The sequence below is a fragment of the Mycobacterium bourgelatii genome (assembly GCF_010723575.1).
Taxonomy (GTDB): domain Bacteria; phylum Actinomycetota; class Actinomycetes; order Mycobacteriales; family Mycobacteriaceae; genus Mycobacterium; species Mycobacterium bourgelatii.
The window spans coordinates 3,102,612-3,126,957 of record NZ_BLKZ01000001.1 but is presented as its reverse complement, the minus strand read 5'-3'; the positions used below and the strand labels follow the sequence as shown (position 1 = coordinate 3,126,957).

The window sequence follows — 24,346 nt, the reverse complement described above, 5'->3', positions numbered from 1 at the left end:
GATTCAGCGGTTCAGCGCTGCCGGTTACTGAATTCCGATAGCGCCGCGGCGTTGGCCTGCGCGCCCATCAACTCGGCGAAGTGGGCGTTTTCTCGCTCGGTGGCGGCGGCGATACCAGGACGAATGGGTTCCATCATCGTGTGCTTGACTGCCATCAGGCTCGAGATAGGTTGTGCGGCAATAATTTCAGCGTGGCGGCGGGCCTCGGGCAGTAGCTCCTCGGGAGCGCAGACTCGCCATACCAGGCCCATGCGCAACGCCTCCTGCGCGTCGATCCACTCCGAGGACAGCAACATCCAGGCGGCGTTCTGCCGTCCGACCAGCCGCGGTAGGAGATACGACGACGCCGCTTCGGGCGCCACCCCGAGGCTGGTGAACGGGCATTTCAGCCGGGCCGTCGACGACATGAACGCAAGGTCGGCGTAGCCCAGGATGGTGGCGCCGATCCCCAGGCCCACACCGTTGACGGCGCAGATGAACGGCTTGGGGAACCTGGCGAGCGCGTCGACGAGGCCGCGGAACCCGTATTTGCCTTCGGCGAAGTTCGGGTCGGTGATGCGGGCCTGCATCTCGGTCAGGTCGGTACCGGCGCTGAACCCGCGACCGCTGCCGGTCAACAGCACCACCGCGACGTCCGGATCGTCGGCGGCGTCCAACAGCGCCTGTGTGGTGGCGTCGTACAGGGCTTCGTTGAAGGCGTTGAGCGCCTCGGGCCGGTTCAGCGTCAGGGTGCGCACGCGGTTTTCGTCATCGATGAGCAGCGTCACAGCATGCAACCTACCGTTGCGTCTGCGGGCCGCGGTCAGCCGTTGCTGTACGCCCGGGTGGGCGCGATCAGCACCACGGCACGACGCTCGGCGGACATGACCCGGTCGTACTCGTCCCAGTCGTCGTGGGTGCCGCCGGCCGCGGTGAAGACCTCGCGCAGTAGCAGCCGCAACTGGTCGGGGTCGGACAGCCACGGCTGGGCGTCGTCGGGCCCGACCAGTTCGGCGCGGCCTTCGACGGTCGCCCACTGCCAGCCCTTGCGAAACGTGACGGCGAGTTGCGGGCGTGCGCGCAGATTGGCGAGCTTGACCTTGCCGTAAGTGGTGAATCCCAGCACCGGTTGGCCGCCGTCGGGATGCGGCACCAGCCCGACGTTGACCAGCGAAGCCTGCACGGTGCCGTCGGCGCGCACGGTGGACACGACGGCTAGTCCGTTCTCGCCCGAGGCCAGCGCCACGGCTTCGTCGAGTGTTGTCATTAGGGGTCCTCGCTCAGCTGAATGGGTGCTTGAACACGTAACGGCTGGTCGGCACGGTGTCGATGTTCTCGTTCGCGCCGAATGCAGTTGTGCTGGCGACCATCCGGCCGATCCGGTCTTGCAGGTCGCCGTCGTCAGCGGCCCCGAAGAAGGCCTTGATGTCGGAGACCGCCTCGATGGGGAACAACTCCTCGACAATGCCGGCGATTCCCGGTGCATCCGGGGTGAGGGCTCGTACCACCCAATTCTGGGTATAGCCGAACGTCGACTGCGTATCGATGGCCACCTGCGTGTGGTTGAGCTGCCAACGGTCCAGCCAGGTCGCCTGGTCCAGTTCCGCGGGCCGGCGCAGCAACGCGATGTTCGCTAAGCCGGTTGTGCGCGAGCCAATTTCAAGCGGTGCGGGCAGGGGTACCGACTCGGTCACCAGATACGCGGCGAACCGCTCGCATTCGCCGGCGAGCAGGCGCAGCGCGGCGGCCGTCTGTTCGCCGTAGCACTGCTGTGTCCACAGGCTGACCACGGCTGCCACCGGCGGATCGAGCGTCGTCAGTGTCATCAGCGAGTGGCGCACCGCGCTGTCGCGGACGTTCACCGTCAGCCCGGGCACGCCCGCCGCCAACAGCGCCTCGGCGACCGGCCCCCGCTGCCGGGCGCACCACTCGTCGTCGGCATCTGCCCGCCGGAGCACGGCGATCACCTTTTCCATAGGGCTGAACCTACCGCCGCCGGAAAACGGCACCGTTATGTGACGAGGTACCGCTACGTGACGAGCCGTACCTGCTGTTCGCTGCTGATCAGTTCCCCGATGATCTCGGCGAGCCGCCGGTAGGCCTCCTCGCGGCCACTGGAAGACCGAAACACCAGCCCGATTCGGCGGCCCGGACGAGGTGGCGCGAAATGGGCCAGTCCGACACCGCTACGTGCGGTTTCCACCGCCACCGCGCTTTCGGGTATCAGCGTGACGCCCAACCCGCCGCTCACGCACTGGACGGCGGTCGCCAGCGAAGCCGCGCGGGTGTCGGCGAGTTCGGCCCGCACGCCGGCCTTCTGGCACACCTCCAAGGCCTGATCGCGTAGGCAATGACCCTCGTCGAGCAACAGCAGTGGCAGCTCGGACAACACCGCCGACGGCACCCGACGCTTCCCCGCCAGCGGATGCCCGGGCGGCAGGGTCAGCACGAAATCCTCTTCATAGATCGGCACTTCCCTTATCCCGGGGGTATCGGCCGGCAATGCGATCAAGGCCGCGTCCAGCGCCCCGTCCCGCAGGAACGCGAGCAGACGTTCGGTCTGGTCTTCGATCACGCGCACCGTCAGCTCGGGGAGGCGCCGCCGCAGGCCGGCCAACACCGTCGGCAGCACGTAAGGCGCCACGGTGGGGATGAGGCCCAACCGGACGGTCCCCTGCAGCGGGTCGGACACCCCTGCGGCGGCGGCGGTGAATGACTCGGCGGCATCGAGCACCGCACGGGCGAGGGGCAGCAGTTGCGTCCCTTCGGCGGTCGCCTGGACACGGCGGGTAGATCGCTCCACGAGCTGGGTCCCGAGGCCCGATTCCAGCGTCGCCAATGCCTGCGACAGGGTCGACTGGCTTACCCCGAGACTTGTTGCCGCACCGCCGAAATGCTGCTTCTCCGCGACTGCGACGAAGGCGCGCAGTCCGGCCAGGGTGGGTTGAAAAGTCTTATCGGTCATACCTATCAGTGTAGTGCCATAAATCACCTTTACTTCTCGGCAAATTAACGGCACTATGGGTGGTACAAACCTAATCTTGAATGAATCCAGTAAAGGAGAGCCATGTCACTGTTGACCATCGGCGACCAGTTCCCCGCCTACAACCTGACCGCACTGATCGGTGGTGACCTGTCCAAGGTCGACGCCAAGGAGCCGGGCGACTACTTCACCACCATCTCCAGCGACGACTACGAGGGTAAGTGGCGGGTCATCTTCTTCTGGCCGAAGGACTTCACCTTCGTTTGCCCGACGGAGATTGCGGCTTTCGGCAAGCTTAATGACGAATTCGAAGACCGCGACACCCAGGTTCTCGGTGTCTCGATCGACAGTGAGTTCGTCCACTTCCAGTGGCGAGTGCAGCACGAGGACCTGAAAAGGCTGCCGTTCCCGATGCTTTCGGACATCAAGCGCGAGCTTGTTACCGCGACCGGCGTGCTCAACAAGGACGGCGTGGCGGACCGAGTGACGTTTATCGTCGACCCGAACAACGAGATTCAATTCGTTTCGGCGACCGCGGGTTCCGTGGGCCGCAACGTGGACGAGGTGCTGCGCGTGCTGGACGCACTGCAGTCCGACGAGTTGTGCGCGTGCAACTGGCGCAAGGGTGACCCGACGCTGAACGCCGGCGAACTGCTCAAGGCTTCGGCGTAGCTGTCGCTAGTGCCGGAGCCGTCGTTAGGACTGGAGAAGACATGAGTGTAGAAAATCTCAAGACAGCATTGCCGGAGTACGCGAAGGACCTCAAGCTCAACTTGGGGTCCATCACCCGCAGCACTGTCCTCAACGAGGAGCAACTGTGGGGCACCCTGCTCGCCAGTGCCGCGGCAACTCGAAACGCCCAGGTGCTCAGCGAAATCGGTGCCGAAGCGGCGGACAACCTGTCCGCCGAGGCGTATCAGGCGGCGCTGGCGGCGGCCTCCATCATGGCGATGAACAACGTGTTCTACCGCGGTCGCGGCTTCCTCGAGGGCAAATACGACGACCTCCGGCCCGGTTTGCGGATGAACGTCATCGCCAATCCGGGTGTGAACAAGGCCAATTTCGAGCTCTGGTCCTTCGCCGTGTCCTCGATCAACGGCTGTTCGCACTGCATGGTGGCCCACGAGCACGCGTTGCGTGAAGCGGGCGTCGAACGCGAGGCCGTGCTGGAAGCGTTGAAGGCCGCGGCCATCGTTTCTGGCGTGGCGCAAGCGATCACTGCTGCAGAGATCCTGGCGCCCGTAGGCTAACGTTCGCTTGGTGAACCGCGTCGTGGCCGGGGTCGGTCCGTCCTGGGTAGAGCACGCGATCTGGTGGCAGGTGTATCCACTGGGTTTCGTCGGTGTTTTTCCCTCGGATGAACCACCCGATCCCGGCCAACACCGGCTCCGTCGGATCGTCGACTGGTTTGACCACGCGATCGAGCTCGGGGTCTCGGGCATTGCGCTCGGCCCGATCTTTGCCTCGCGCACACACGGTTACGACACCACCGACCATTACCGCATCGACCCACGCCTCGGTGATGCCGCCGACTTCGACCACTTGGTCGAGGAGGCGCATCGCCGGGGCTTACGGGTATTGCTGGACGGTGTGTTCAACCACGTCGGCCTGGACTTCGAACGGCGGGAAGGCTGGTTGAGTGGGGGCACATTCGAGGGCCACGGCGAGCTCCTCACCCTCAACCACGACAACCCCGAGGTGGCCGACTACGTTGTCGACGTCATGTCGCACTGGCTGGGGCGCGGTGCAGATGGTTGGCGCCTGGACGCGGCCTACGCCGTCCCGCAACACTTCTGGGCCACCGTTCTGCCCCGGGTGCGGCAGCGGCATCCGGACGCCTGGTTCGTCGGCGAGCTGATTCACGGCGACTACGCGGTCATCGTGGAGGCCACCCGGTTCGACTCGGCCACCCAATACGAGTTGTGGAAAGCGATCTGGAGCAGCCTCAACGACGGGAACTTCTTCGAGCTGGACTGGGCGCTGCAGCGGCACAACGACTTTCTGCGCTCCTTTGCGCCGCTGACCTTCGTCGGAAACCACGACGTCACCCGGATCGCGAGCCGGCTCGACCATCCCGCGCACCTGGCGCACGCGCTGGTGCTGTTACTGACAGTGGGCGGCGTTCCCAGCGTGTACGCGGGCGACGAGTTCGGGTTTCGCGGTGTCAAGGAAGAGCGGTACGGCGGCGACGACGCGGTGCGTCCGGAATTCGGGTCTCCCCCACTACCTTTAGATGACCGCGGCGCGGATATTTTGGAGCTGCATCGGTACCTCATCGGCCTTCGTCGCCGGCACCCGTGGCTGCACGGTGCGTCAACCCGCGCGCTCAAGTTGGAAAACCGCAGTTACGTCTACCAGAGCCAATCAGGGACCGACTCCTTGGTGGTGGCGCTGAACATCGATGACAAGCCGTTGCATTTGACCGGCGCTGATCTGGGCACGACCCAGGTCGAGGTAATCGCCGGATCGACCGCGCCGCCGCAAGAGGTGGTGGACGAGGTGGTGGTCGAGTCTCAGGGCTGGCGAATATTGCGTCCTATCTGAGCGCCTATCTGAACGTGAGCCGGGCCACGGTGCGTCGGTCTTCTCCCCCGCCGTAGTACTTGGCGAGGACCGCGCGAAAGTCCTCGTTGTCGTCGGTGGCGCGGGAGAACAGGGTCATCGAGGATGCGAGCTTGAGGTCGTCGGGCGCGCCCATGATTTCGACGATCGAGCGGCCCTGTACCTGGTTGACCAGCCGCGCGCATTCGTGCAGCCGCGGTCCGAGCACCTCGTGCTCGAGATACGCGCGAGCCTCCTCGAGCGAGGAGATGCCGTAGTGCTCCGCCATCGTGCTACTACCCAGCCCGCGCAGCTGCGGGAAGACGAACCACATCCAGTGCGTGCGCTTTCGTCCGGCGCGCAACTCATCCAACACCTGGTGGTAAACCCGCGATTGCGCGTCCACGAATCGCTTCAGGTTGAAGGGGTCATCCGTCGATTCCATATCACCTCCATCTCACCACAGGTCCGCACTGGTTAGATCAGCTGATGGCGGTCGAACGACGGATACCCCGGGTCCGCGACCTGGCGCCACTGGTGCGGTTGAAGCGGCCCGAATTCAATCGAACCAAGCGGCGTCTGGATGCCGCGCTGACCATCGAGGATCTGCGTCGCATCGCCCAACGCCGCACCCCCAAGGCGGCCTTCGACTACACCGACGGTGCCGCCGAGGACGAGCTGTCGCTGCAACGCGCCCGACAAGCGTTCCGCGACATCGAGTTTCACCCCACGATCCTGCGCGACGTCACCAATATCACTGCGGGGTGGAATGTCCTGGGCCAGCCCGTGGTGATGCCGTTCGGCATCGCGCCGACGGGGTTCACCCGCTTGATGCACACCGAAGGTGAGATCGCCGGAGCGCGGGCGGCCGCGGCCGCCGGGATTCCGTTCTCCTTGTCCACCCTGGCGACCAGCTCGATCGAAGATGTCGTCGCGGCGGCTCCGCAGGGCCGCAAATGGTTCCAGCTCTACATGTGGCGCGATCGGGAACGCTCGATGGAGCTGGTGCAGCGTGCGGCCGACGCCGGTTTCGACACGCTTCTGGTGACCGTCGACGTCCCCGTGGCCGGTGCGCGGTTGCGCGATGTCCGCAACGGGATGACGATTCCGCCGGCGCTGACCCTGCGTACCGTGCTCGACGCGGTGCCGCATCCGCACTGGTGGTTCGATCTGCTGACCACCGAACCGCTGTCGTTCGCCTCGCTCGATCGCTGGTCGGGCACCGTCGGCGAATACCTGAACACGGTGTTCGATCCCAGCGTCACCTTCGACGACCTGGTGTGGATCAAGTCGCGCTGGCCGGGCAAGCTCGTCGTCAAGGGAATCCAGACGCTGGACGACGCTCGCGCGGTGGTGGATCGCGGTGTCGAGGGCATCGTCTTGTCGAATCACGGTGGCCGACAACTCGATCGAGCCCCGGTGCCCTTTCACCTGCTGCCATTGGTAGCGCGGGAACTCGGCAAGGACACCGAGATCCTCATCGACACCGGCATCATGTCCGGCGCCGACATCGTCGCGGCCATCGCGCTGGGAGCGCGCTGCACCCTGATTGGGCGCGCCTACCTGTACGGGTTGATGGCCGGCGGCGAAGCCGGGGTCAGGCGCGCGATCGCGATCCTCGAGAGCGGCATCACCCGCACGATGGCACTGCTCGGCGTCACCTGTCTGCAGGAGTTGTCGCCCAAGCACGTCACGCAATTGCGTCGGCTGGGACCCGTCGAGACGTAATCACCAGCGGCGGAAAGACTTCGGCGCAGTTCCAACGCTCTTGGTGAACATTGTCGAAAAGGCCGCGGGAGTGTCATAGCCCAGTGTGGCGGCTACCTGCGTGACGGTGCTTCCCGTGGCGAGCAGGCGAATGGCGTGCCGGACACAGGCCCGCTGCCGCCACTGTTGGAAGGTCAGGCCCGTTTCGGCTCGGAAGATTCGGTTGAAGGTCCGGGTGCTGACGCCGAGCGCCTTCGCCCACTGCGTTGGTATCTCCTGGATGCTGGGCGCCGACGCGAACCGCTGGCATTGGCCCCGTAGATCGTCTCGATGGGGCATCGGTAGTTCGAACGGCAGCGCCGTCAGGGATTGAATCTCGTGCAGGATCAGCTCGACCAATGCGCCGTCGCGGCCATGGCGGTCGTACTCGGCCGGCAGTTCCACCGCGGCGAGAAGCAGCGCCCGCAGCAGCGGCGCTACGTCGACCACTTGGCACCTGTTCGGAAACCACGGCACAGCCAAGGGTTCGATATAGAGGCTGCGCGTGCTGACGTCGTCCATCAGCACTTGGTGGTCGACGCCCGGGGGGATCAACACCGCCCGGTGCGTCGGCACCGTCCAGCTCGCCCCTGCAGTGTCGACCAGCATGATCCCGGTCGCGGCGTAGAGGAACTGCGCGCGGCGATGCCGGTGAAATTTCAACAGGTAATGCGGCGGATAGTCCGTCCCGATCGCCAGCACCGGACGATCGACGGCGTCGACATCGGCCAGCGCAACGTTCCGCACTGCTAAACGATAGCGATCAGTGGCGCAAAATCAATGCTTTATGACGGAATAAAGATTGTGCGCCACATGGGTGGAAACCTACCGTGACCAGCGTGGCCGGTTTCGTTGTCATGCTTGTCGCCGTCGGATTTGTTACCGGGCTCACTACGGTGCTTTTCGGTTTCGGCGGCGGCTTTGTCACGGTGCCCGCGGTGTACGCCGCGGTGGGCGGGTCCGCAGGCGGTGTCGACGCAATGCACGTTGCCGTTGCCACTTCTACCGCGATCATGGTGGTCAATGCGTCATCGGCGACCGTCGCCAGCGCCCGGCAGGGGCGTCTTCGCAGCGAATACCTCTGGCCCATAGTGGCTTTCATCGCACTAGGTGCGGCGCTGGGTGCGGTCGCGGCCAACTGGGCGCCCGAGAAACTGCTGCGCATTTTGTTCGTCGTTTACATTGCCGCGACCCTTATCGACAGCATTGTCCGGAAGGGATTTCTCGGCACGCGGGATGGCACCCAGGATGAAAAGCCGCTCCCGGCAGCAACGTCAACTTTCGGTGGCATCGGAATCGGCGCTGTGGCAGGAGTTCTCGGTGTCGGCGGGAGTGTTATCACGGTTCCGCTGTTGCGGCGAAGGGGCGTTGCCATGGCCGACGCCACCGCAATGGCAAATCCGATGAGCGTGCCCGTCGCTGTCACCGCGACGGTCGTCTACGCCATTGCGAATCCGGAGATGTCCCAGGCGGGCCAGATCGGCTATGTCAGCGTGGTCGCCGCGGCGGCCCTTCTGGCTGGGTCGGTGCCGACCATCGCGCTCACCAAGCGAGTTCTCGCCGGATGCATGTCGGATCGAGTCCACGCCATTGCCTATCTGGTCCTGCTGGCAGTGGTCTTGATTGCGATGTTGGTCACCTAGACACCCGCGAGCAGGCACAAAAGTCCCCGATTCCGCCGGTATCCAGCGGTTTTGCGGCTGCTCGGCGGGTCGGGTGGGGTGCGGGAACAAATGCGGGCGATCCAGGGTTGAGCCGAACAGACTTAACTTTTGGAGGATCAAATGGCTGATGCCATATCAGTGCCCGTGCTGTTCGTCACCGACACCATCGTGCTGCCCGGAATGGTCGTGCCGATCGAGCTCGACGACGCAGCACAGGCGGCGATCGACGCCGCTCGGGCCAGCGATTCGGGGCAATTGCTGATCGCGCCCCGGCTCGAGGACCGCTACCCCACCTACGGTGTGCTGGCAAAGATCGTGCAGGTCGGTCGGATCGCCGGCGGTGGCATGGCCGCCGTCGTGCGAGGCGAGCGGCGTGCGCACATCGGTTCCGGGGCAACCGGACCGGGCGCCGCGTTGTGGGTCGAGGTGACCGAAGTCCCGCAAGCCGAAATCACCGACGAGGTCAAGTCGCTGGCCGCCGAATACAAGAAGCTGCTGCTGGCGATGCTGCAGCGCCGTGAGGCCTGGCAGATCATCGACTACGTCAACAGCCTGACCGACCCGTCGGCGCTGGCCGACACGTCGGGATACGCGTCGTACCTGAGCGGTGTGCAGAAGCGGCAGCTGCTGGAAACCGCCGATGTCGCCGAACGGCTGCGCATCCTGATCAAGTGGACCGGCGATCACCTGGCCGAAGTCGAGGTCAACGACAAGATCGCCGAAGAGGTGCGCGAGGGCATGGAGAAGACGCAGAAGGAGTTCCTGCTGCGTCAACAGCTGGCCGCCATCCGCAAGGAGTTGGGCGAGGGCGAACCCGACGGGTCTGACGACTACCGGGCCCGCGTGGAGGCCGCCGACCTTCCCGAAAAGGTGCGCGAGGCCGCCCTGCGTGAGGTGAGCAAGCTGGAACGGGCCAGCGACCAGAGTCCGGAGAGCGGCTGGATCCGCACCTGGCTGGACACGGTGCTGGACCTGCCGTGGAACACCAAGACCGAGGATTCGACGGACCTGGCGGCGGCGCGGGCCATCCTCGACGCCGACCACCACGGGCTGCAGGACGTCAAGGACCGCATCGTCGAGTACCTTGCCGTGCGCGCCCGGCGGGCACAGCGCGGGCTGCAGATCGTCGGCGGTCGTGGGTCGGGTGCGGTGATGGTGCTGGCCGGTCCCCCAGGCGTCGGTAAGACATCGCTGGGTGAGAGTGTCGCCCGGGCGCTGGGCCGCAAGTTCGTGCGCGTCGCGTTGGGCGGGGTGCGCGACGAGGCCGAGATCCGCGGGCACCGGCGCACCTACGTCGGCGCGCTACCGGGCCGCATCGTGCGCGCCATCGGCGAAGCGGGATCGATGAATCCCGTTGTGCTGCTTGACGAAATCGACAAGGTCGGTTCGGACTACCGGGGTGACCCGAGCGCCGCGCTGCTCGAGGTGCTCGACCCGGCGCAGAACCACACGTTCCGCGACCACTACCTGGATCTGGACCTCGACCTGTCCGACGTGGTGTTCCTGGCCACCGCCAACGTGGTCGAGAACATTCCGTCCGCCCTGCTGGACCGCATGGAGTTGGTGGAGATCGACGGCTACACCGAGGACGACAAGGTGGCCATCGCACGTGACTACCTGCTGCCGCGGCAACGGGAGCGGGCGGCGTTGACCGAAGAGGACGTCACCGTCACCGAGGCGGCGCTGCGCAAGATCGCCGCCGACTACACCCGCGAGCCGGGTGTGCGGCAGTTCGAGCGGTTGCTGGCGAAGGCGTTACGCAAAGTCACCACCAAGCTGGCCGAGAACAGCGAGCCGGTGACGATCGACGAGCCCGACCTGGTCAGCTACCTGGGCCGGCCACGGTTCACGCCCGAGTCTGCCGAGCGCACGGCGGTGCCCGGTGTGGCCACGGGCCTGGCCGTCACCGGAATGGGCGGGGACGTCCTCTACATCGAGGCCAACGCCACCGACGGTGAGTCAGGGCTGCAACTAACCGGTCAGCTCGGTGACGTGATGAAGGAGTCGGCGCAGATCGCGCTGTCCTACGTGCGCTCGCACGCCGCGCAGTTGGGCGTCGATCCCGTGGCGTTGGACCGGCGAATCCACCTACACGTGCCGGCCGGCGCGGTGCCCAAGGACGGCCCGTCCGCCGGTGTCACGATGGTGACGGCCCTGGTGTCCATGGCGACCGGACGGCGGGTCCGTGCGGACGTCGGCATGACCGGTGAGGTCACGCTGAACGGCCGGGTGCTGCCCATCGGCGGCGTCAAGCAGAAGCTGCTGGCGGCCCAGCGGGCCGGATTGACCACGGTGTTCATTCCGGCGCGCAACGAGCCGGACCTGGATGACGTGCCCGCCGAGGTGCTGGACGCCTTGGACGTCAAGCCGATGACCGATGTGGCCGACATCGTCACCCAGGCGCTGGAGCCGGTGTCGGAAGGCGCGACGGTCGCCGCATAGTTCCTGCTCAGAATGTCGCGGACACGGCTCGGCGGCGCGGCGGTCTAAAACGACGCGCGGTCGGTTGTTTTCGGCTCGCGCCGACCGGGTAACCAAGGCGTGTCAGGGGGTCATCGCGCTCGATGAGGGCGTATTCGGGCAACAAGTCAATGGGACTGGTCAACCGGTCTGTGCGACAAGGAGTTCAAGGATGACACTGAAGAAATTTGCGGCAGGAGCGGCGATGGCCGGCGGTTTCGCGCTCGGCGCGTTCGGGCTGGGTGCCGGTGTGGCACAAGCAGATCCGAACATACCGGGTATTCCCGGACCGGTTTGTCCCGGTGGGCCGGGTGTGAACTGCAATGGGCCAGGCACCCCACTTCCGCCCGGCCAACACGGGTTCCCACCGCCTGGGCATTACAACGACCCGGTTAGCTACGGACTGCCCGCCACCTGGGTCGCGCCCAACACCAACGTTGCGTTGCCCGTCGTCTTCAACCCCTCCGTAGGGGCCTGGGGCGTCTTCACGCCCGACGGTGTTTTCGTCGCCATCACGACGTAGCGATAGGACCGTAGCGGTAACAAGGACAGCCGCCTCCACACCGGGGGCGGCTGTCCTTTGATCTTCAGCTATGCCGTGATAATCCGCAGGATGCTGGGGATCGGCAAGTTCCCCGCCGACCTGCGTGCCGAGCTCCAACCCGAGGGCGTGATCCACCTCGCCGACTTCGTTCCGGTCACCTTCCGGTTCAGCGGTTCGGTGCCGGGCAAGGTGTCCACCGCGGGAATGGGTGTTGCGCATTGTGGGCGTCCCGGTCCCGCGGCCCGCGTAAGCCGAACCGCATAACCCTGGCCGATACGGCACAATCGGGTGATGGCCGAATTCAAGGATTTGAAAAGACGTTTCGTTCATCGCGTCCAGCGCAACGTGGTCAACCCGCTTGGCCGGCGCGGGCCGGGCGTCCTGCTCGAAACCATTGGGCGCAAGTCGGGTCTGCCCCGCCGTACCGCCGTCGGGGGCAAGGTGATCGACGGCCAGTTTTGGATGGTTTCCGAGCACGGCGAGCACTCGGACTACGTCTACAACATCAAGGCCAACCCGAGGGTTCGGGTACGTATCGGCGGCCAATGGCGCACCGGAACCGCGCATCTGTTGCCCGACGACGACCCGTGGCAGCGGATGCGGAGTCTGCCTCGCTTCAACAACCTGGGCGTGCGGACCATGGGCACCGATCTACTGACCATCCGGGTCGATCTGGACTGACATAGCGGCATGGCCTACGACACCGATCTCGCCAACCGCATTCGTGAACTGCTCGCCCAGGAATCGGGCGTCGAAGAGAAGCAGATGTTCGGCGGGTTGGCGTTTCTCATCGGTGGCCACATGGCCGTTGTCGTCAGCGGTCAGGGCGGGCTGATGGTGCGGGTGCCACCGGCCGACGCCGACAAGCTGCTCGCCCGCGCTCATGTCAGCCCGATGGTGATGAGGGGTCGGGAAATGCGCGGCTGGCTGCGCGTCACGGCCGAGGGGGTACGCACCAAACGTCAGCTGCAAAGCTGGGTCTCGCGCGGCGTCACCTTCGTACACGGCCTGCCGCCCAAGTAAGGCATGTGGTTTGTCCCGGCACGGCACGGGTACGCGGCGCAGTATGGACAAGCCCGATCCGGTGCAGCTTTCGACCGTGGTGCGGATTTCGTCGGACGGCGGCCTGCTCCGGCAGGTAACCGGGTAATCCGGCGGTGACCATCCGGATCGGCACCTCAGGCTGGTCGTACAACCACTGGACCGACGTGCTCTACCGGTCGGGTACACCGGCGTCGCGCCGCTTGCTCCGCTACGCAGAAGTCTTCGACACTGTGGAACTGAACGCCAGCTTCTACCGATGGCCCAAAGATGCCACGTTCGCGGGTTGGCGCGACAAGGTGCCGGACGGGTTCACCATGTCGGTCAAAGCCCACCGCGGACTGACGCACTACCGGCGGTTGGCGTCGCCGGAGCCCTGGATCGAGCGATTCCAACGGTGCTGGCAGGTGCTGGGCAATCGGGCCGGGGTGTTGTTGGTCCAACTGCATCCCGAGCATGCCCGCGACGACGAGCGACTCGACTCGTTCCTGGCCACCGTGCCGGCGCCGATCCGGGTGGCGGTCGAACTGCGCCACCCGTCCTGGGATGACCCCGCGGTGTACGAGGTCCTGGAGAAACATCGGGCCGCTTACGTCGTGATGAGTGGTGCCAACCTTGCCTGCGTGCTGCGGGCTACCACCGATCTGGTGTACGTGCGGATGCACGGCCCGGAGCCGGCCTCCATGTATACGGGCTCATACACTCTCGACGACTTGCGTTGGTGGGTGGAGCGGATCACCGAGTGGGACCACCAGGGTCGGGATGTGTGGATGTATTTCAACAACGACCTGGGTGGGCACGCGGTCCGTAATGCGTTGACGTTGCGGGAAATTCTGGGTATGCCTGGGCGAGAGTAGGCTCGCGAATATGACCAGTTCGACAACGTTTGTCGTAGTCGGTGGTGGTCTCGCGGGGGCGAAAGCGGTAGAAGCGCTGCGGGACAACGACTTCGACGGTCAGATAATCCTGTTCGCCGACGAGAAGCACCCGCCGTACGAACGTCCTCCGCTGTCCAAGGAATACCTGGCCGGCAAGAAGGCGCTCAGCGATTTCACCGTGCACGAGTCGGCCTGGTACGTCGAGCATCGCGTGGATTTGCGGCTCAACACACGAGTGACAGCGCTGGATCCGGCCGCCCACTCGGTGCGCCTGGCCGATGACACCGCCGTGCACTACGACAAGCTGCTGCTGGCGACGGGCTCGGCCTCCCGCCGTCCGCCGATCCCGGGTTCCGACGCCGCCGGCGTCTACTACCTGCGCACCTACGACGACGCCGAAGCGCTCGATTCCGCTCTGGTGCCCGGATCTTCGTTGGCGGTGGTGGGCGCCGGATGGATCGGACTGGAGGTGGCCGCCGGCGCTCGTCAGCGAGGTCTCGATGTGACAGTCGTCGAAGCCGCCAAACAGCCGCTGCTGGCCGCACTCGGCGAAACGGTCGGTGCGGTGTTCGCCGACCTGCACCGTGAACACGGAGTTGACTTGCGACTGCAGGCGCAAGTCGAGGAGATCACGATCACGGATGGCAAGGCGACCGGGCTGCGTTTGGCCGACGGGTCAACCGTGGACGCTGATGCCGTCCTGGTGGCCGTTGGCGCCAAACCCAACATCGACCTGACCGAGCGGGCAGGGTTGTCCACCGGGGACGGCGGCGTGCTGGTCGACGCCTCGCTGCGGACCAGTGATCCCGACATCTACGCCGTCGGCGACATCGCGGCCGCCGAGCATCCTTTGTACGAGACCAGAATTCGCACCGAGCACTGGGCCAATGCGCTCAAGCAGCCCGCCGTCGCGGTGGCCGGAATGCTGGGCGAACCAGGAGAATACGGCGAACTGCCCTACTTCTTCACCGACCAGTACGACCTCGGGATGGAATACGCCGGCCACGCGCCGAGTTTCGAGCGCGTGGTGTTTCGCGGCGACGTGGCCGGCCGCGAGTTCGTCGCGTTCTGGCTTGATGGCGGCAACCGCGTGCTGGCCGGGATGAACGTCAATGTGTGGGATGTGCTCGACGAGATCAAGGACCTTATCCGGTCGAAGCGCCCGCTCGATGGAGCCTAGATGCCCCCGCGAGCAGACGCAAACTCGTACGCGCAAAGCAACTTTCATGCAACTTTGCGTCTGCTCGCGGGGTTAGGCGGTCGCGCCGCCGGCGGGGCTCCAGCTGGTGTGAATGATGTCCGGTGGGCCCTGTGCCTGTAGGCGCTCCCGCTCGGCCCGACGGCGCTTGATGCGCAGCCGGGCATCGGCCGGCATCGTCACCAGCTCATCGCAAGTCAAGTAGTACACGTCGTCGACAACATCGATCAGATCGGCATCGACACGGCGAGAACCCAGTTCCCGCAAAGCAATTCGAAATTCATGGGTAAACCGCAGGGTGGTGTCGTGGGCCAGTTCGCGGGAGTTGCGGGCACTGGCGGCCAGCCGTTGGCTCAAGGTAGGCGGCTGTGCTGGCTCGGCCGGTGCCTCGGCAGCCTCGGCGGCGACCACCAACAACGCCGACGGGTCGTCGCCGAACGTCGGATTGGCCAGCTCGGCTTCCCCGCGGCCGCGATGGGCGAGCGCACCGAGGGCGGTGTCGAGGGCGGCTGCCGCGGTCGGTGACAGGGCACGGACGCTTGCCACGTTTCCTGTGGCGGCCAGCGCGCGCAGTGGCGGGTCGCTGCGCAGCGCCGCGGCCAACGCGGCGATCTCGGACTCGACGCGGTGACTGTCCATGATCACGTCAATGCCTGACACGCCGGCGGCGGCGCGAGTGTGCTCCAGCGTCGCGGCGGTGACGCCGGTGTCGATGACCCATAGCCCGGTGAGCATCCAGCCCTGGTGAATTCGGTCCCGCAGCAAGCGAATTCGAACCTCGAGGCTACTGTCCGGCAGCGCGGCCACCTGTTGGGCGTCGAGGTGTTCGGCCGCGGCGGCGGCGACATAGGTTTCGGTGTCTGCGCGCAAGTGGCGCAGCAGGGCCAGCGACCGCGCCGTCACCACCGCCTTGGCGACCGACCCGATCGGTTTACCCGCACGTTGCGGGGAGCCGAACGGCAGCAGGTCACCGACGGGCGGCTGACCGGCAAAGGCGCGTTCTGTGACGGCATGTTCGTCCCAGCCGGGCAGCTGACTGGCCGCGACGATGTTGGCCGACACCCCGACGTAGGGCCGGTGACCGAACACCGCGATGGCTCTGTTCGCCCACTCGTCTGCGACTACGTCCCCGAGGGCTAGCACTCGCCCCATCTCGCGCCCGGCGGCGCGCAATCCGTTGAGCTGAACGTCCAACGTGATCGGGGTCAGCGGTCCGGGAAGCGCCGCCGAGAGGCTGGTCGCACTGAACACCGGGAATCGTGGGTCGATTCGGTCGTCGAATTCGCCCTCCAGGCCATCCGGCGCCGCGCTGTTCAACGGCGCGCCGTCGGCGGGTTCCCCCCGCGGGACGGGCTCGACCGGAATCGCCAGTTCGCGCGAGGCGCTGACCGCGCCCGCGGGATCGAGCTTGCGCCCGATCAGTCCGCGACCAGTGTCGACAATCGCGTCGACTGCCTGCCACCCATATTCGAATCCCCAATCCTCTTGGGCGGCAGTGATATTCATCGTCGGTATCAGCTGATCCCAGCTGCGCACATGATGGGTGCGCAGCCGCGGGTCCGCCGATCGGAGGATCCGCCATGCGGTGACGATGTTGGTCGTGTCCGGGGTCGCCAGCTCAACGACACCGGTGCGGTCACTTCCGAGCGCGAACACCAGGAAGCGCACCAGGTCGTCGAGGTGCAGCACCCGCATCGGCGCCGCCGAGACTTTGCTATGCATCAGCGTTGCCACCGTCCGGCAGACCATCCAGTCGAGCTGGCGACCGACCGGCGGTGCCACCCGAACGACCAGGCTCGGTGCCCAACTGGTCGACACCAACCCTTCGGCCTGGCGGTACAGGTCGGACTGTCCCGCGGCCTGGGACACGAACAGCAGGCGGGCGCCCGCCCGTGCGGCCGCGTTGGCCACGTGCGCGACCCCGTTGATGCCTGCGCCCCCCGGCGCCGTCGCGTCGACCGGGGCGAGGTGGATCACCGCGTCGGCGTCGGCGGAGATTTCGTACAGCACGGGGTGGTGCAGCGGAGCGCAAACGAAATCAACGTCGGGAGGCAGGCTGTCGTGGGGGTACTCCCCTATCCCGCTGACGCTGTGCCCGGAAGCAAGCAACTGGCGCGAGACCATTCGCCCCACTGTCCCCGCAGCGTCGGTAACCAGGATGTGCACCCGGCGCCACCTCTCCCAACGTCTTACTTCCGACAATAGGCACGTCGGCGGGGCTGCGCGACCGTTGGGTGTAGAACGTGTCCCGAACTGTAACCGTTATGCGGCCAGTTTGCCTGCTCAGGCGCGTACGCGGGCTACTGCAGGACCGCGCTGCCGTCGGCGGCTACGGCGACCTTGGCCCCGGCAATGTCTTCGCGGACCGTCGCGGCGGCGGCCTCGGGATCGGTGATCACGGCCAGGGCGCGGGAGTCGTCGGCCGTGCGGACAGCCAGGAAGGCCTTTTCCGGGTTGCCATCCCGATCGAAGGGTGTGGTCCACGATTCGACGGTGCCGACACCCTCCCAGTCGACCAATCCCTTCCGGGTGGGCTCCCGGTCCACCTCGGGCTGGACGTCTTCCCAGCGGAACTGCGACGGGGGCTCGGTGCTGTAGACGCCGAAGCTGTGCTTGGTCAGGAAGCCGCCGTTCGCGGTGATCAGGCCACGTCGTCCGGGATTGGCAACCAGCAACTCGGCCATGGTGGCGATCGAATGCGTGACGTAGTTGCTCCACGGGCCGCCGGCGAAGGTCAGGCCGCCGGTGACGGTGAGCGGCCGAACGGGATCGTCGAGGGCCAGGCCGAGTTCGGCCGCGGCAACCTGAACCGCGGACGGAAAGCATGAGTACAGGTCGACGTAGTCGACGTCGTCTATGCCCAGGCCGGCCAGCTCCAACGCGCGTGCGCCCCCGATCCGGATAGCCGTCGAGCGATGCAGTTCGTCGCGCTCCGCGATGGCCGAGGTGTCGTGGGCGTCGGTGCCGGTCTGCGGGTAAACCCAGTGTTCCTCGGGAACCTGCAGCCGCCTCGCCTCTCCAACCGAAGTCAGGATCAACGCGGCACCTTGGTCAACCATGTTGTTCGAGTTCATCAACTTGGTGTAGGGCCAACTGATCATCCGGTTCTGCGCACTGGGCTGCCGGATCTCCTCAGCGGTGACCGGCTGGCGAATCCACGCGTTCGGATTGTCGGCCGCCACGGCGCTGAACCGCGCCCACAGCTCGGCGACCCGCTTGCTGTGGCTCTCGACGGACTCACCGTTCGCGATGCGCAACGACTGCTCGAACAACGGGTAGACGAAGGCCGGCCGATCCAGCTTGATCTTGATCTCGGCGTCGCCGGCCATCGGGACGTCCGTGTCGGCGATTTCGGGCATCGGGACCGAGTTGTCCTGCTGCGTCCACTCCAGCCTGGCGCCGAGTTTCTTCAGTCCGGTCCGGGTGCGCCACGTTTCTGCGCCGGCTATCAGCACCACACCGGCTCGTCCCTGTTGAATGTCCAGGCATGCCTTGTTGACCAGCGTCTGCGGGGTGTTGCCGCCGACGCTGCTGTAGCTCGCCTTGAATTCGCTGAGGTTGAGCCGCTCGCCGAGCAGCTGTCCGGGGTTGCGGTAGTGCGCCGACAGGATGTTCACCACGCGGATGTCGTTGACGGCCTCGAGCACGCGAGCACCGGCCGATTCGACGGCCTTCTGTGTCGCGGCGACCATGAGGTCGACGGGCTCGACCGATCGGCTTTCGGGGTCTATCGCGTCGCGGTGATTGACCTGGCCGTAGGCGATCAATACGGGTGTTCTGGGGTCTACGGTCATGTATCAAACATAGCGTGTCTATGAATACCGGTGGGCGGACGGGTCGTGCCGGGGCCTGACTGGGACTCAGGCCGGCCCTACGCGGTAGATCGACTTCAGCGTCCGGTAGGCCTCCAGGCCCTCCGGCCCCAGCTCGCGACCTATTCCGCTGCCCTTGACCCCACCGAACGGTGCCCGCATGTCTAGTTGGTAGTCGTTGACGCCGATGGTCCCCGTCCGCACGGCCCGCGCGACGTTCGTGGCGCGCTCGGTGTCGGAGGACCAGACGGTGCCGGCCAGACCGAAATCACTGTCGTTGGCCAGGGCGATCGCCTCGTCGTCGGTGTCGTAGGGGCTGACAGTGAGCACCGGCCCGAAGATCTCCTCCCGCGCCAGGCGGTCGGAGTTGGCGACATCGGCGAACACCGTCGGGGCGACGAACCAGCCTTTGGGCCGGTCCTTGGGCACCGACCCACCCGCGACCAGTCGCGCGCCACTGTTCTTGCCGATGTCGATGTAGCCCAGCACCCGCTCGCGCTGCCGCGAACTGACCAGCGGACCGATCTCGGTCGACGGGTCCAGCGGGTCACCGACCGCCATGCCGTCGGCCAATGCCGCCACCGCGTCGACGACTTCGTCGTAGCGGGATCTGGGCGCCAACACCCGCGAACTCAGGTGGCAGGTCTGCCCGTTGTTGACGAACGACGCGGCCCGCAACCCTCGCAGCGTCGCCTCCAGGTCCGCGTCGTCGAGAATGATCGCCGCCGATTTGCCGCCCAGCTCCAGGGTGACCGGGCGCATCAACCGGCCGCAGATCTCGGCGACGATCCGGCCGGTCGCCGTCGAGCCGGTGAAGGCGACCTTGTCGACGCCGGGATGGGCCACCAGGTACGCGCCGACGGCCGGGCCGCCGGACACCACGTTCAGCACTCCGGGCGGCAGCCCCGCCTCGACGGCAGCCTCGGCGAAAATCAAGGCGTCCAAAGCGGTTTCGGGTGAGGACTTGAGAACCACGGTGCAACCGGCGGCCAGCGCGGGTGCGACTTTCATGGCGGCCAGTGCCTGCGGATAGTTCCACGGGATGATCGCGGCCACCACCCCGATGGCCTCGCGGCGCACGATCGTGTGCCCGGTCATGCTCGGCCGGATCTCCTCGGTCGGGAGCTCGGTGACCAGTTGGGCGTAGTAGCGGAACAGCGCCGGCGGGAACGAGCCGTTGGCGCCGCGGGACAGCGAGATCGGCATGCCGTTCTCCCGGCTCACCAGCTCACTGGTCGGCCGGGCGCGCGACTTGAGCGCGTCGGCCATCGCCGTCAGGAGCCCGGCGCGGTGCTCCGGCGAACTGGACTGCCAGTCGAGCAGGGCGGACCGGGCCGCGGCGACGGCGTGGTCGATGTCGGTTTCGCTGACGACGGCGCCAGATCCGAGCGGCTCACCGGTCGCCGCCTCCACAACGGGTTCGGCGCTGTCGGTGGTGTGGAACTGGCCATCGACGAAAAACCGTGCCGGCGAAGACGTCATTCGAAAATGCTAGGCGCTGTCCGTCGGCGCGAACAGTGCGCCGCAGCTGCCGGACTACGCTCGTGACAGCCTCAATTCAGCGGCAAGAATTCAGCGGCAAATGATCGGGGGGATCCAACGTGACCACGGTGCAGAAGGTTACGACCTTTCTGATGTTCGAGGGCAAAGCCGAAGAGGCGATGCGGTTCTACACGTCGTTGTTCGCGGACTCGGAGATCCGGTCGATCGCGCGATACGGCCCGGGTGACGCGGGACCCGAGGGGACGGTCCAGCACGCGACGTTCGTGTTGGCCGGCCAGGAGTTCATGTGCATCGACAGCCCGGCCGCGCACGGTTTCACCTTCACCCCGTCGATGTCGCTGTATGTGCAGTGCGATTCGGACGCCGAGATTGAGCGGTTGTTCGACGCGCTGGGTGCCGGCGGGGAGGTCTTGATGCCGCTGGATGCCTACCCCTTCAGCGCCAAGTTCGGCTGGGTCAACGACGCGTTCGGGGTCTCTTGGCAGCTGAACTTCGGTGACCTCAGCCTCGCCGACGGGCAGGGCAAGCAATAGCATCCTGGGTTCGGCGGCGCCGAAGTTGTACCCGGCGGCAAAGGCATCAGGGTTGTCCACCAACGCTCGGGCAGCTTGTCGTCGCGATCGTGCCACCGCCTAATCTCTGGTGGGGCTTGTCGAAGTGGAAGGCGGATCAATGGCGGACACGGAATCCATCGGCGTCAAGGTGCGGGGCAAGGTCGTCGTCATCACCGGTGGCGCGAGGGGAATCGGATTGGCCACCGCGACCGCTCTGCACAAGCTGGGAGCCAAGGTGGCCATCGGTGACGTCGACGAGGCGACGGTCAAGGAGGCCGGCGCCGACCTCGGTCTCGACGTCTACGGCAAGCTCGATGTCACCGACCGCGACTCGTTCTCGGATTTCCTCGACCAGGTCGAGCGCCAACTCGGACCGATCGACGTGCTGGTCAACAACGCCGGCATCATGCCCGTCGGCCGCATCGTCGACGAACCGGACGCGGTCACCCGGCGCATCCTCGACATCAACGTCTACGGGGTGATCCTCGGCAGCAAGCTGGCGGCTCAGCGGATGGTCCCGCGGAGGCGGGGCCACGTCATCAACATCGCCTCGCTCGCCGGTGAGATGCACATCGTCGGGCTGGCCACCTACTGCGCCAGTAAGCACGCCGTGCTCGGGTTCACCGATTCGGCGCGGCTCGAGTACCGCTCGGCCGGTGTGCACTTCTCGTCGGTGTTGCCCACGTTCGTCAACACCGAGCTCACCGCGGGCACCGCCGGCATCAAGGGATTCAAGAACGCCGAACCCGAGGACATCGCCAACGCGGTCATCGGCCTCATTGCCGAGCCTAAACCGCGCGTGCGGGTGACCAAAGCGGCAGGCGTGGCGGTGGTCATGCAGAAGTTCATGCCGCGCATCGTCCGAGAAGCCCTCAACCGCTCGGCCGGCGGCGATCACGTCTTCACCGACGACGTCGACGTGGAGAAGCGCAGGGCGTACGAAGCCCGGGCCCGCGGCGAAGAATAAGCGTGGCGTAAGCCCGGTTGAGCACGCCGTTAACCGGCGACAAGCACAATCGGCTAGATGCGCCCAACATCTGAGCCACCCACCATCCTCTCCGACGACGAACTGGCCCTGATCGACGCGTATTGGCGCGCCGCCAACTATCTGTCGGTCGGGCAGATCTACCTGTTGGACAACCCCCTGCTGACCGAACCGCTGGCGCCCGAGCACGTCAAACCCAGGCTGTTGGGACACTGGGGCACCACCCCGGGGCTCAATCTCCTCTACGCCCACCTCAACCGGATCATCCGCAACCGCGACGCCAACGTCATCTACATCACCGGACCCGGCCACGGTGGCCCCGGTCTGGTCGCCAACGCCTACCTCGAGGGCACCTACAGCGAGATCTACACCGGCGTCGGTGAAAACACCGACGGGCTGCGCAAACTGTTTCGCCAGTTCTCCTTCCCGGGCGGAATTCCCAGCCACGTCGCCGCGCAGACTCCGGGTTCCATCCACGAGGGCGGTGAGCTGGGGTACGCGCTGGTGCACGCCTTTGGTGCGGCTTTCGACAACCCCGACCTGGTGGTGGCCTGCGTGATCGGCGACGGCGAGGCCGAGACCGGACCGTTGGCGGCCAGCTGGCACTCCAACAAATTCCTCAACCCCGCCGTCGACGGCGCCGTATTGCCAATCCTGCACCTCAACGGCTACAAGATCGCCAATCCGACGGTGCTGGCGCGGATCCCGGAAACCGAGCTCGAGTCGTTGCTGCGCGGCTACGGGTACCGTCCGATCACCGTGGCCGGCGAGGACCCGACCAGCGTGCACCAGCAGCTGGCCGCGGCCCTCGACGACGCGTTCGACGACATCGCCGCGATTCAACAAGCCGCCCGCTCCGGCGAGCAGACCGACCGGCCGGTGTGGCCGATGATCGTGTTACGCACCCCCAAGGGCTGGACCGGCCCCAAGACGGTCGACGGCGAGCGGGTCGAAGGCAACTGGCGCTCACACCAGGTTCCCCTGGCCGGGACGCGCGACAACAAAGAGCATCGTGCCCAGCTCGAGGAGTGGCTGCGCAGCTACCGGCCCGAGGAGTTGTTCGACGAGAACGGCGCACTGCGCGCCGAACTTAAAGCCGCTGCACCCCAAGGTGATCGGCGGATGAGCGCCAATCCGCACGCCAATGGCGGAGTGTTGCTGCGCGAACTGGACCTGCCCGACTTCCGTGACTACGCGGTCCCGGTGGAGCGCCCGGCCGCGGAGACCCACGAAGCCACCCGCGTCCTGGGCACCTATCTGCGCGACGTGATCATCCGCAACCCCGACCGCTTTCGGCTGATGGGCCCGGACGAGACCGCCTCCAACCGGCTGAGCCCGGTCTTCGAAAAGACCGACAAGGTGTGGCTCTCTGAAACCGGGCCCGACGACGACCATCTGGCACCGGACGGCCGCGTGATGGAGGTGCTGTCCGAGCACCTGTGCCAGGGCTGGTTGGAGGGCTATTTGCTGACCGGGCGGCACGGCCTGTTCAACTGCTACGAGGCGTTCGTGCACATCGTCGACTCGATGTTCAACCAGCACGCGAAATGGTTGTCCACGAGCCGCGAATTGCCCTGGCGACTGCCCATCGCCTCACTCAACTATCTGCTGAGCTCTCACGTGTGGCGCCAGGACCACAATGGCGCCTCGCATCAGGACCCGGGCTTCATCGATCTGGTGGCCAACAAGCGTGCCGAGGTGGTGCGCGTCTACCTCCCGCCGGACGGCAACACGCTGCTGTCGGTGACGGACCATTGCCTGCGCAGCCGCGACTACGTCAACGTCATCGTCGCCGGCAAGCAGCCCGCGCTGTCCTACCTGTCGATGGACGACGCTATCCTGCATTGCACACGCGGCTTGGGCATCTGGCCGTGGGCCAGCACCGCTGGGGCGGTAGGCGATCCCGACGTGGTGTTGGCCTGCGCCGGCGACATTCCGACCCTGGAGACGCTGGCTGCCGCCGGCATCCTGCGGCGCGAACTGCCGGACCTCAAGGTACGGGTGATCAACATCGTCGACCTGATGCGGCTGCAGCCGCCCTCCGAACATCCACATGGCTTGCCGGACAGCGAATTCGACGCGTTGTTCACCCGCGACAAGCCGGTCATCTTCGCCTACCACGGCTATCCGTGGCTCATCCACCGGCTGACCTATCGACGCACCAATCACGCCCAGCTGCATGTGCGCGGCTTCAAGGAGCGCGGGACGACGACAACACCCTTCGACATGGTGATGCTCAACGACCTGGATCGCTTCCATCTCGTCATCGACGTCATCGACCGTGTCGACGGCCTCGTCGGCCGCGCCGCGGGATTGCGTCAGCGGATGGTCGACGCGCGCTTGTCGGCTCGTCAGTACACCCGTGAGCACGGCGAGGACGACCCGGCGATTTCCGGTTGGGCCTGGGAGGGCTCGGGCTCGGACGGGTGAGGGCTAGCTCCCGTCGTCGGCGCTAGCC

At 66.1% G+C, this 24,346-nt stretch carries 24 protein-coding genes; 15 read left to right on the top strand and 9 right to left on the bottom strand.

What is annotated here, in order from left to right:
- Positions 1-11: 11 nt before the first annotated feature.
- The 4 genes from G6N68_RS13575 to G6N68_RS13560 are packed head-to-tail and all read right to left on the bottom strand — an operon-like array spanning position 12 to position 2,944.
- Positions 12-767 carry an enoyl-CoA hydratase/isomerase family protein gene (locus G6N68_RS13575; RefSeq protein ID WP_163712894.1) on the bottom strand — a complete coding sequence of 252 codons (756 nt, stop codon included), beginning with the start codon at positions 765-767 and terminating at the stop codon, positions 12-14.
- 35 nt (positions 768-802) lie between these two features.
- Complete coding sequence (locus G6N68_RS13570) at positions 803-1,246, bottom strand: TIGR03618 family F420-dependent PPOX class oxidoreductase (protein ID WP_163712890.1); 444 nt, start codon at positions 1,244-1,246, stop codon at positions 803-805.
- Positions 1,247-1,259: 13 nt separating this feature from the next.
- Positions 1,260-1,955 (bottom strand): EthD domain-containing protein, encoded by a 696-nt coding sequence (locus G6N68_RS13565; RefSeq protein WP_163712887.1) that lies wholly within the window; start codon positions 1,953-1,955, stop codon positions 1,260-1,262.
- 53 nt (positions 1,956-2,008) lie between these two features.
- Entirely contained in the window at positions 2,009-2,944 is a 936-nt protein-coding gene (locus G6N68_RS13560) for a hydrogen peroxide-inducible genes activator (protein ID WP_163712884.1), read from the bottom strand.
- A gap of 102 nt (positions 2,945-3,046) precedes the next feature.
- Here G6N68_RS13560 and G6N68_RS13555 point away from each other — a divergent pair, with 102 nt between their 5' ends.
- From G6N68_RS13555 to G6N68_RS13545, 3 genes are read left to right on the top strand one after another with little or no spacing between them, the layout of a single operon-like run.
- The gene (locus G6N68_RS13555) at positions 3,047-3,634 is read left to right on the top strand and encodes a peroxiredoxin (protein WP_163712881.1); all 588 of its coding nucleotides are present in this window, start codon (positions 3,047-3,049) and stop codon (positions 3,632-3,634) included.
- A gap of 41 nt (positions 3,635-3,675) precedes the next feature.
- Entirely contained in the window at positions 3,676-4,212 is a 537-nt protein-coding gene (locus tag G6N68_RS13550) for an alkyl hydroperoxide reductase (RefSeq protein ID WP_163712878.1), read from the top strand.
- A gap of 10 nt (positions 4,213-4,222) precedes the next feature.
- A complete protein-coding gene (locus tag G6N68_RS13545) occupies positions 4,223-5,506 on the top strand; it encodes an alpha-amylase family glycosyl hydrolase (protein WP_371871575.1) in 1,284 nt (427 codons plus the stop codon).
- A gap of 4 nt (positions 5,507-5,510) precedes the next feature.
- Here G6N68_RS13545 and G6N68_RS13540 read toward each other — a convergent pair whose 3' ends face one another.
- Complete coding sequence (locus G6N68_RS13540) at positions 5,511-5,948, bottom strand: DUF1810 domain-containing protein (protein WP_163712874.1); 438 nt, start codon at positions 5,946-5,948, stop codon at positions 5,511-5,513.
- 44 nt (positions 5,949-5,992) lie between these two features.
- Here G6N68_RS13540 and G6N68_RS13535 point away from each other — a divergent pair, with 44 nt between their 5' ends.
- A complete protein-coding gene (locus G6N68_RS13535) occupies positions 5,993-7,231 on the top strand; it encodes an alpha-hydroxy acid oxidase (RefSeq protein WP_163712871.1) in 1,239 nt (412 codons plus the stop codon).
- Here the strand turns inward: G6N68_RS13535 and G6N68_RS13530 are convergent, their stop codons facing one another.
- Positions 7,232-7,996 carry an AraC family transcriptional regulator gene (locus tag G6N68_RS13530; protein WP_163712868.1) on the bottom strand — a complete coding sequence of 255 codons (765 nt, stop codon included), beginning with the start codon at positions 7,994-7,996 and terminating at the stop codon, positions 7,232-7,234.
- A 92-nt stretch (positions 7,997-8,088) separates the two neighbouring features.
- On the opposite strand from G6N68_RS13530, the gene G6N68_RS13525 reads away from it, so the two are divergent.
- The 8 genes from G6N68_RS13525 to G6N68_RS13490 all read left to right on the top strand — a co-directional run bounded on the left by G6N68_RS13525 (position 8,089) and on the right by G6N68_RS13490 (position 15,016).
- The gene (locus tag G6N68_RS13525; RefSeq protein ID WP_240355458.1) at positions 8,089-8,892 is read left to right on the top strand and encodes a sulfite exporter TauE/SafE family protein; all 804 of its coding nucleotides are present in this window, start codon (positions 8,089-8,091) and stop codon (positions 8,890-8,892) included.
- 141 nt (positions 8,893-9,033) lie between these two features.
- On the top strand, positions 9,034-11,355 hold the full coding sequence (gene lon, locus G6N68_RS13520) for an endopeptidase La (RefSeq protein ID WP_163712865.1): 2,322 nt from the start codon (positions 9,034-9,036) through the stop codon (positions 11,353-11,355).
- A gap of 190 nt (positions 11,356-11,545) precedes the next feature.
- Complete coding sequence (locus G6N68_RS13515; protein WP_163712862.1) at positions 11,546-11,896, top strand: hypothetical protein; 351 nt, start codon at positions 11,546-11,548, stop codon at positions 11,894-11,896.
- Between the two features lie 90 nt (positions 11,897-11,986).
- Positions 11,987-12,181, top strand: coding sequence for a hypothetical protein (locus tag G6N68_RS13510; RefSeq protein ID WP_163712860.1), 195 nt, complete (start codon positions 11,987-11,989; stop codon positions 12,179-12,181).
- A gap of 27 nt (positions 12,182-12,208) precedes the next feature.
- A complete protein-coding gene (locus tag G6N68_RS13505; protein ID WP_163712857.1) occupies positions 12,209-12,598 on the top strand; it encodes a nitroreductase family deazaflavin-dependent oxidoreductase in 390 nt (129 codons plus the stop codon).
- Positions 12,599-12,607: 9 nt separating this feature from the next.
- Entirely contained in the window at positions 12,608-12,940 is a 333-nt protein-coding gene (locus G6N68_RS13500; RefSeq protein ID WP_163712854.1) for a TfoX/Sxy family protein, read from the top strand.
- A gap of 134 nt (positions 12,941-13,074) precedes the next feature.
- Positions 13,075-13,815, top strand: a complete 741-nt coding sequence (locus G6N68_RS13495; protein ID WP_163712851.1) for a DUF72 domain-containing protein — start codon at positions 13,075-13,077, stop codon at positions 13,813-13,815.
- A gap of 10 nt (positions 13,816-13,825) precedes the next feature.
- On the top strand, positions 13,826-15,016 hold the full coding sequence (locus G6N68_RS13490; RefSeq protein ID WP_163712848.1) for an NAD(P)/FAD-dependent oxidoreductase: 1,191 nt from the start codon (positions 13,826-13,828) through the stop codon (positions 15,014-15,016).
- A 72-nt stretch (positions 15,017-15,088) separates the two neighbouring features.
- Here the strand turns inward: G6N68_RS13490 and G6N68_RS13485 are convergent, their stop codons facing one another.
- From G6N68_RS13485 to G6N68_RS13475, 3 genes are all read right to left on the bottom strand, one after another.
- Complete coding sequence (locus tag G6N68_RS13485; protein ID WP_163712846.1) at positions 15,089-17,200, bottom strand: Rossmann-fold NAD(P)-binding domain-containing protein; 2,112 nt, start codon at positions 17,198-17,200, stop codon at positions 15,089-15,091.
- Between the two features lie 134 nt (positions 17,201-17,334).
- On the bottom strand, positions 17,335-18,828 hold the full coding sequence (locus tag G6N68_RS13480) for an acetyl-CoA acetyltransferase (RefSeq protein ID WP_163712844.1): 1,494 nt from the start codon (positions 18,826-18,828) through the stop codon (positions 17,335-17,337).
- Positions 18,829-18,894: 66 nt separating this feature from the next.
- Positions 18,895-20,328: an aldehyde dehydrogenase gene (locus G6N68_RS13475; protein ID WP_163712841.1), complete on the bottom strand. Its 1,434-nt coding sequence runs from the start codon at positions 20,326-20,328 to the stop codon at positions 18,895-18,897.
- Between the two features lie 119 nt (positions 20,329-20,447).
- On the opposite strand from G6N68_RS13475, the gene G6N68_RS13470 reads away from it, so the two are divergent.
- From G6N68_RS13470 to G6N68_RS13460, 3 genes are all read left to right on the top strand, one after another.
- Entirely contained in the window at positions 20,448-20,882 is a 435-nt protein-coding gene (locus tag G6N68_RS13470) for a VOC family protein (RefSeq protein ID WP_240355457.1), read from the top strand.
- 139 nt (positions 20,883-21,021) lie between these two features.
- Positions 21,022-21,870: an SDR family oxidoreductase gene (locus tag G6N68_RS13465; RefSeq protein ID WP_163712838.1), complete on the top strand. Its 849-nt coding sequence runs from the start codon at positions 21,022-21,024 to the stop codon at positions 21,868-21,870.
- A 57-nt stretch (positions 21,871-21,927) separates the two neighbouring features.
- Positions 21,928-24,318, top strand: coding sequence for a phosphoketolase family protein (locus G6N68_RS13460; RefSeq protein ID WP_163712835.1), 2,391 nt, complete (start codon positions 21,928-21,930; stop codon positions 24,316-24,318).
- The last annotated feature ends 28 nt before the right edge of the window (positions 24,319-24,346 follow it).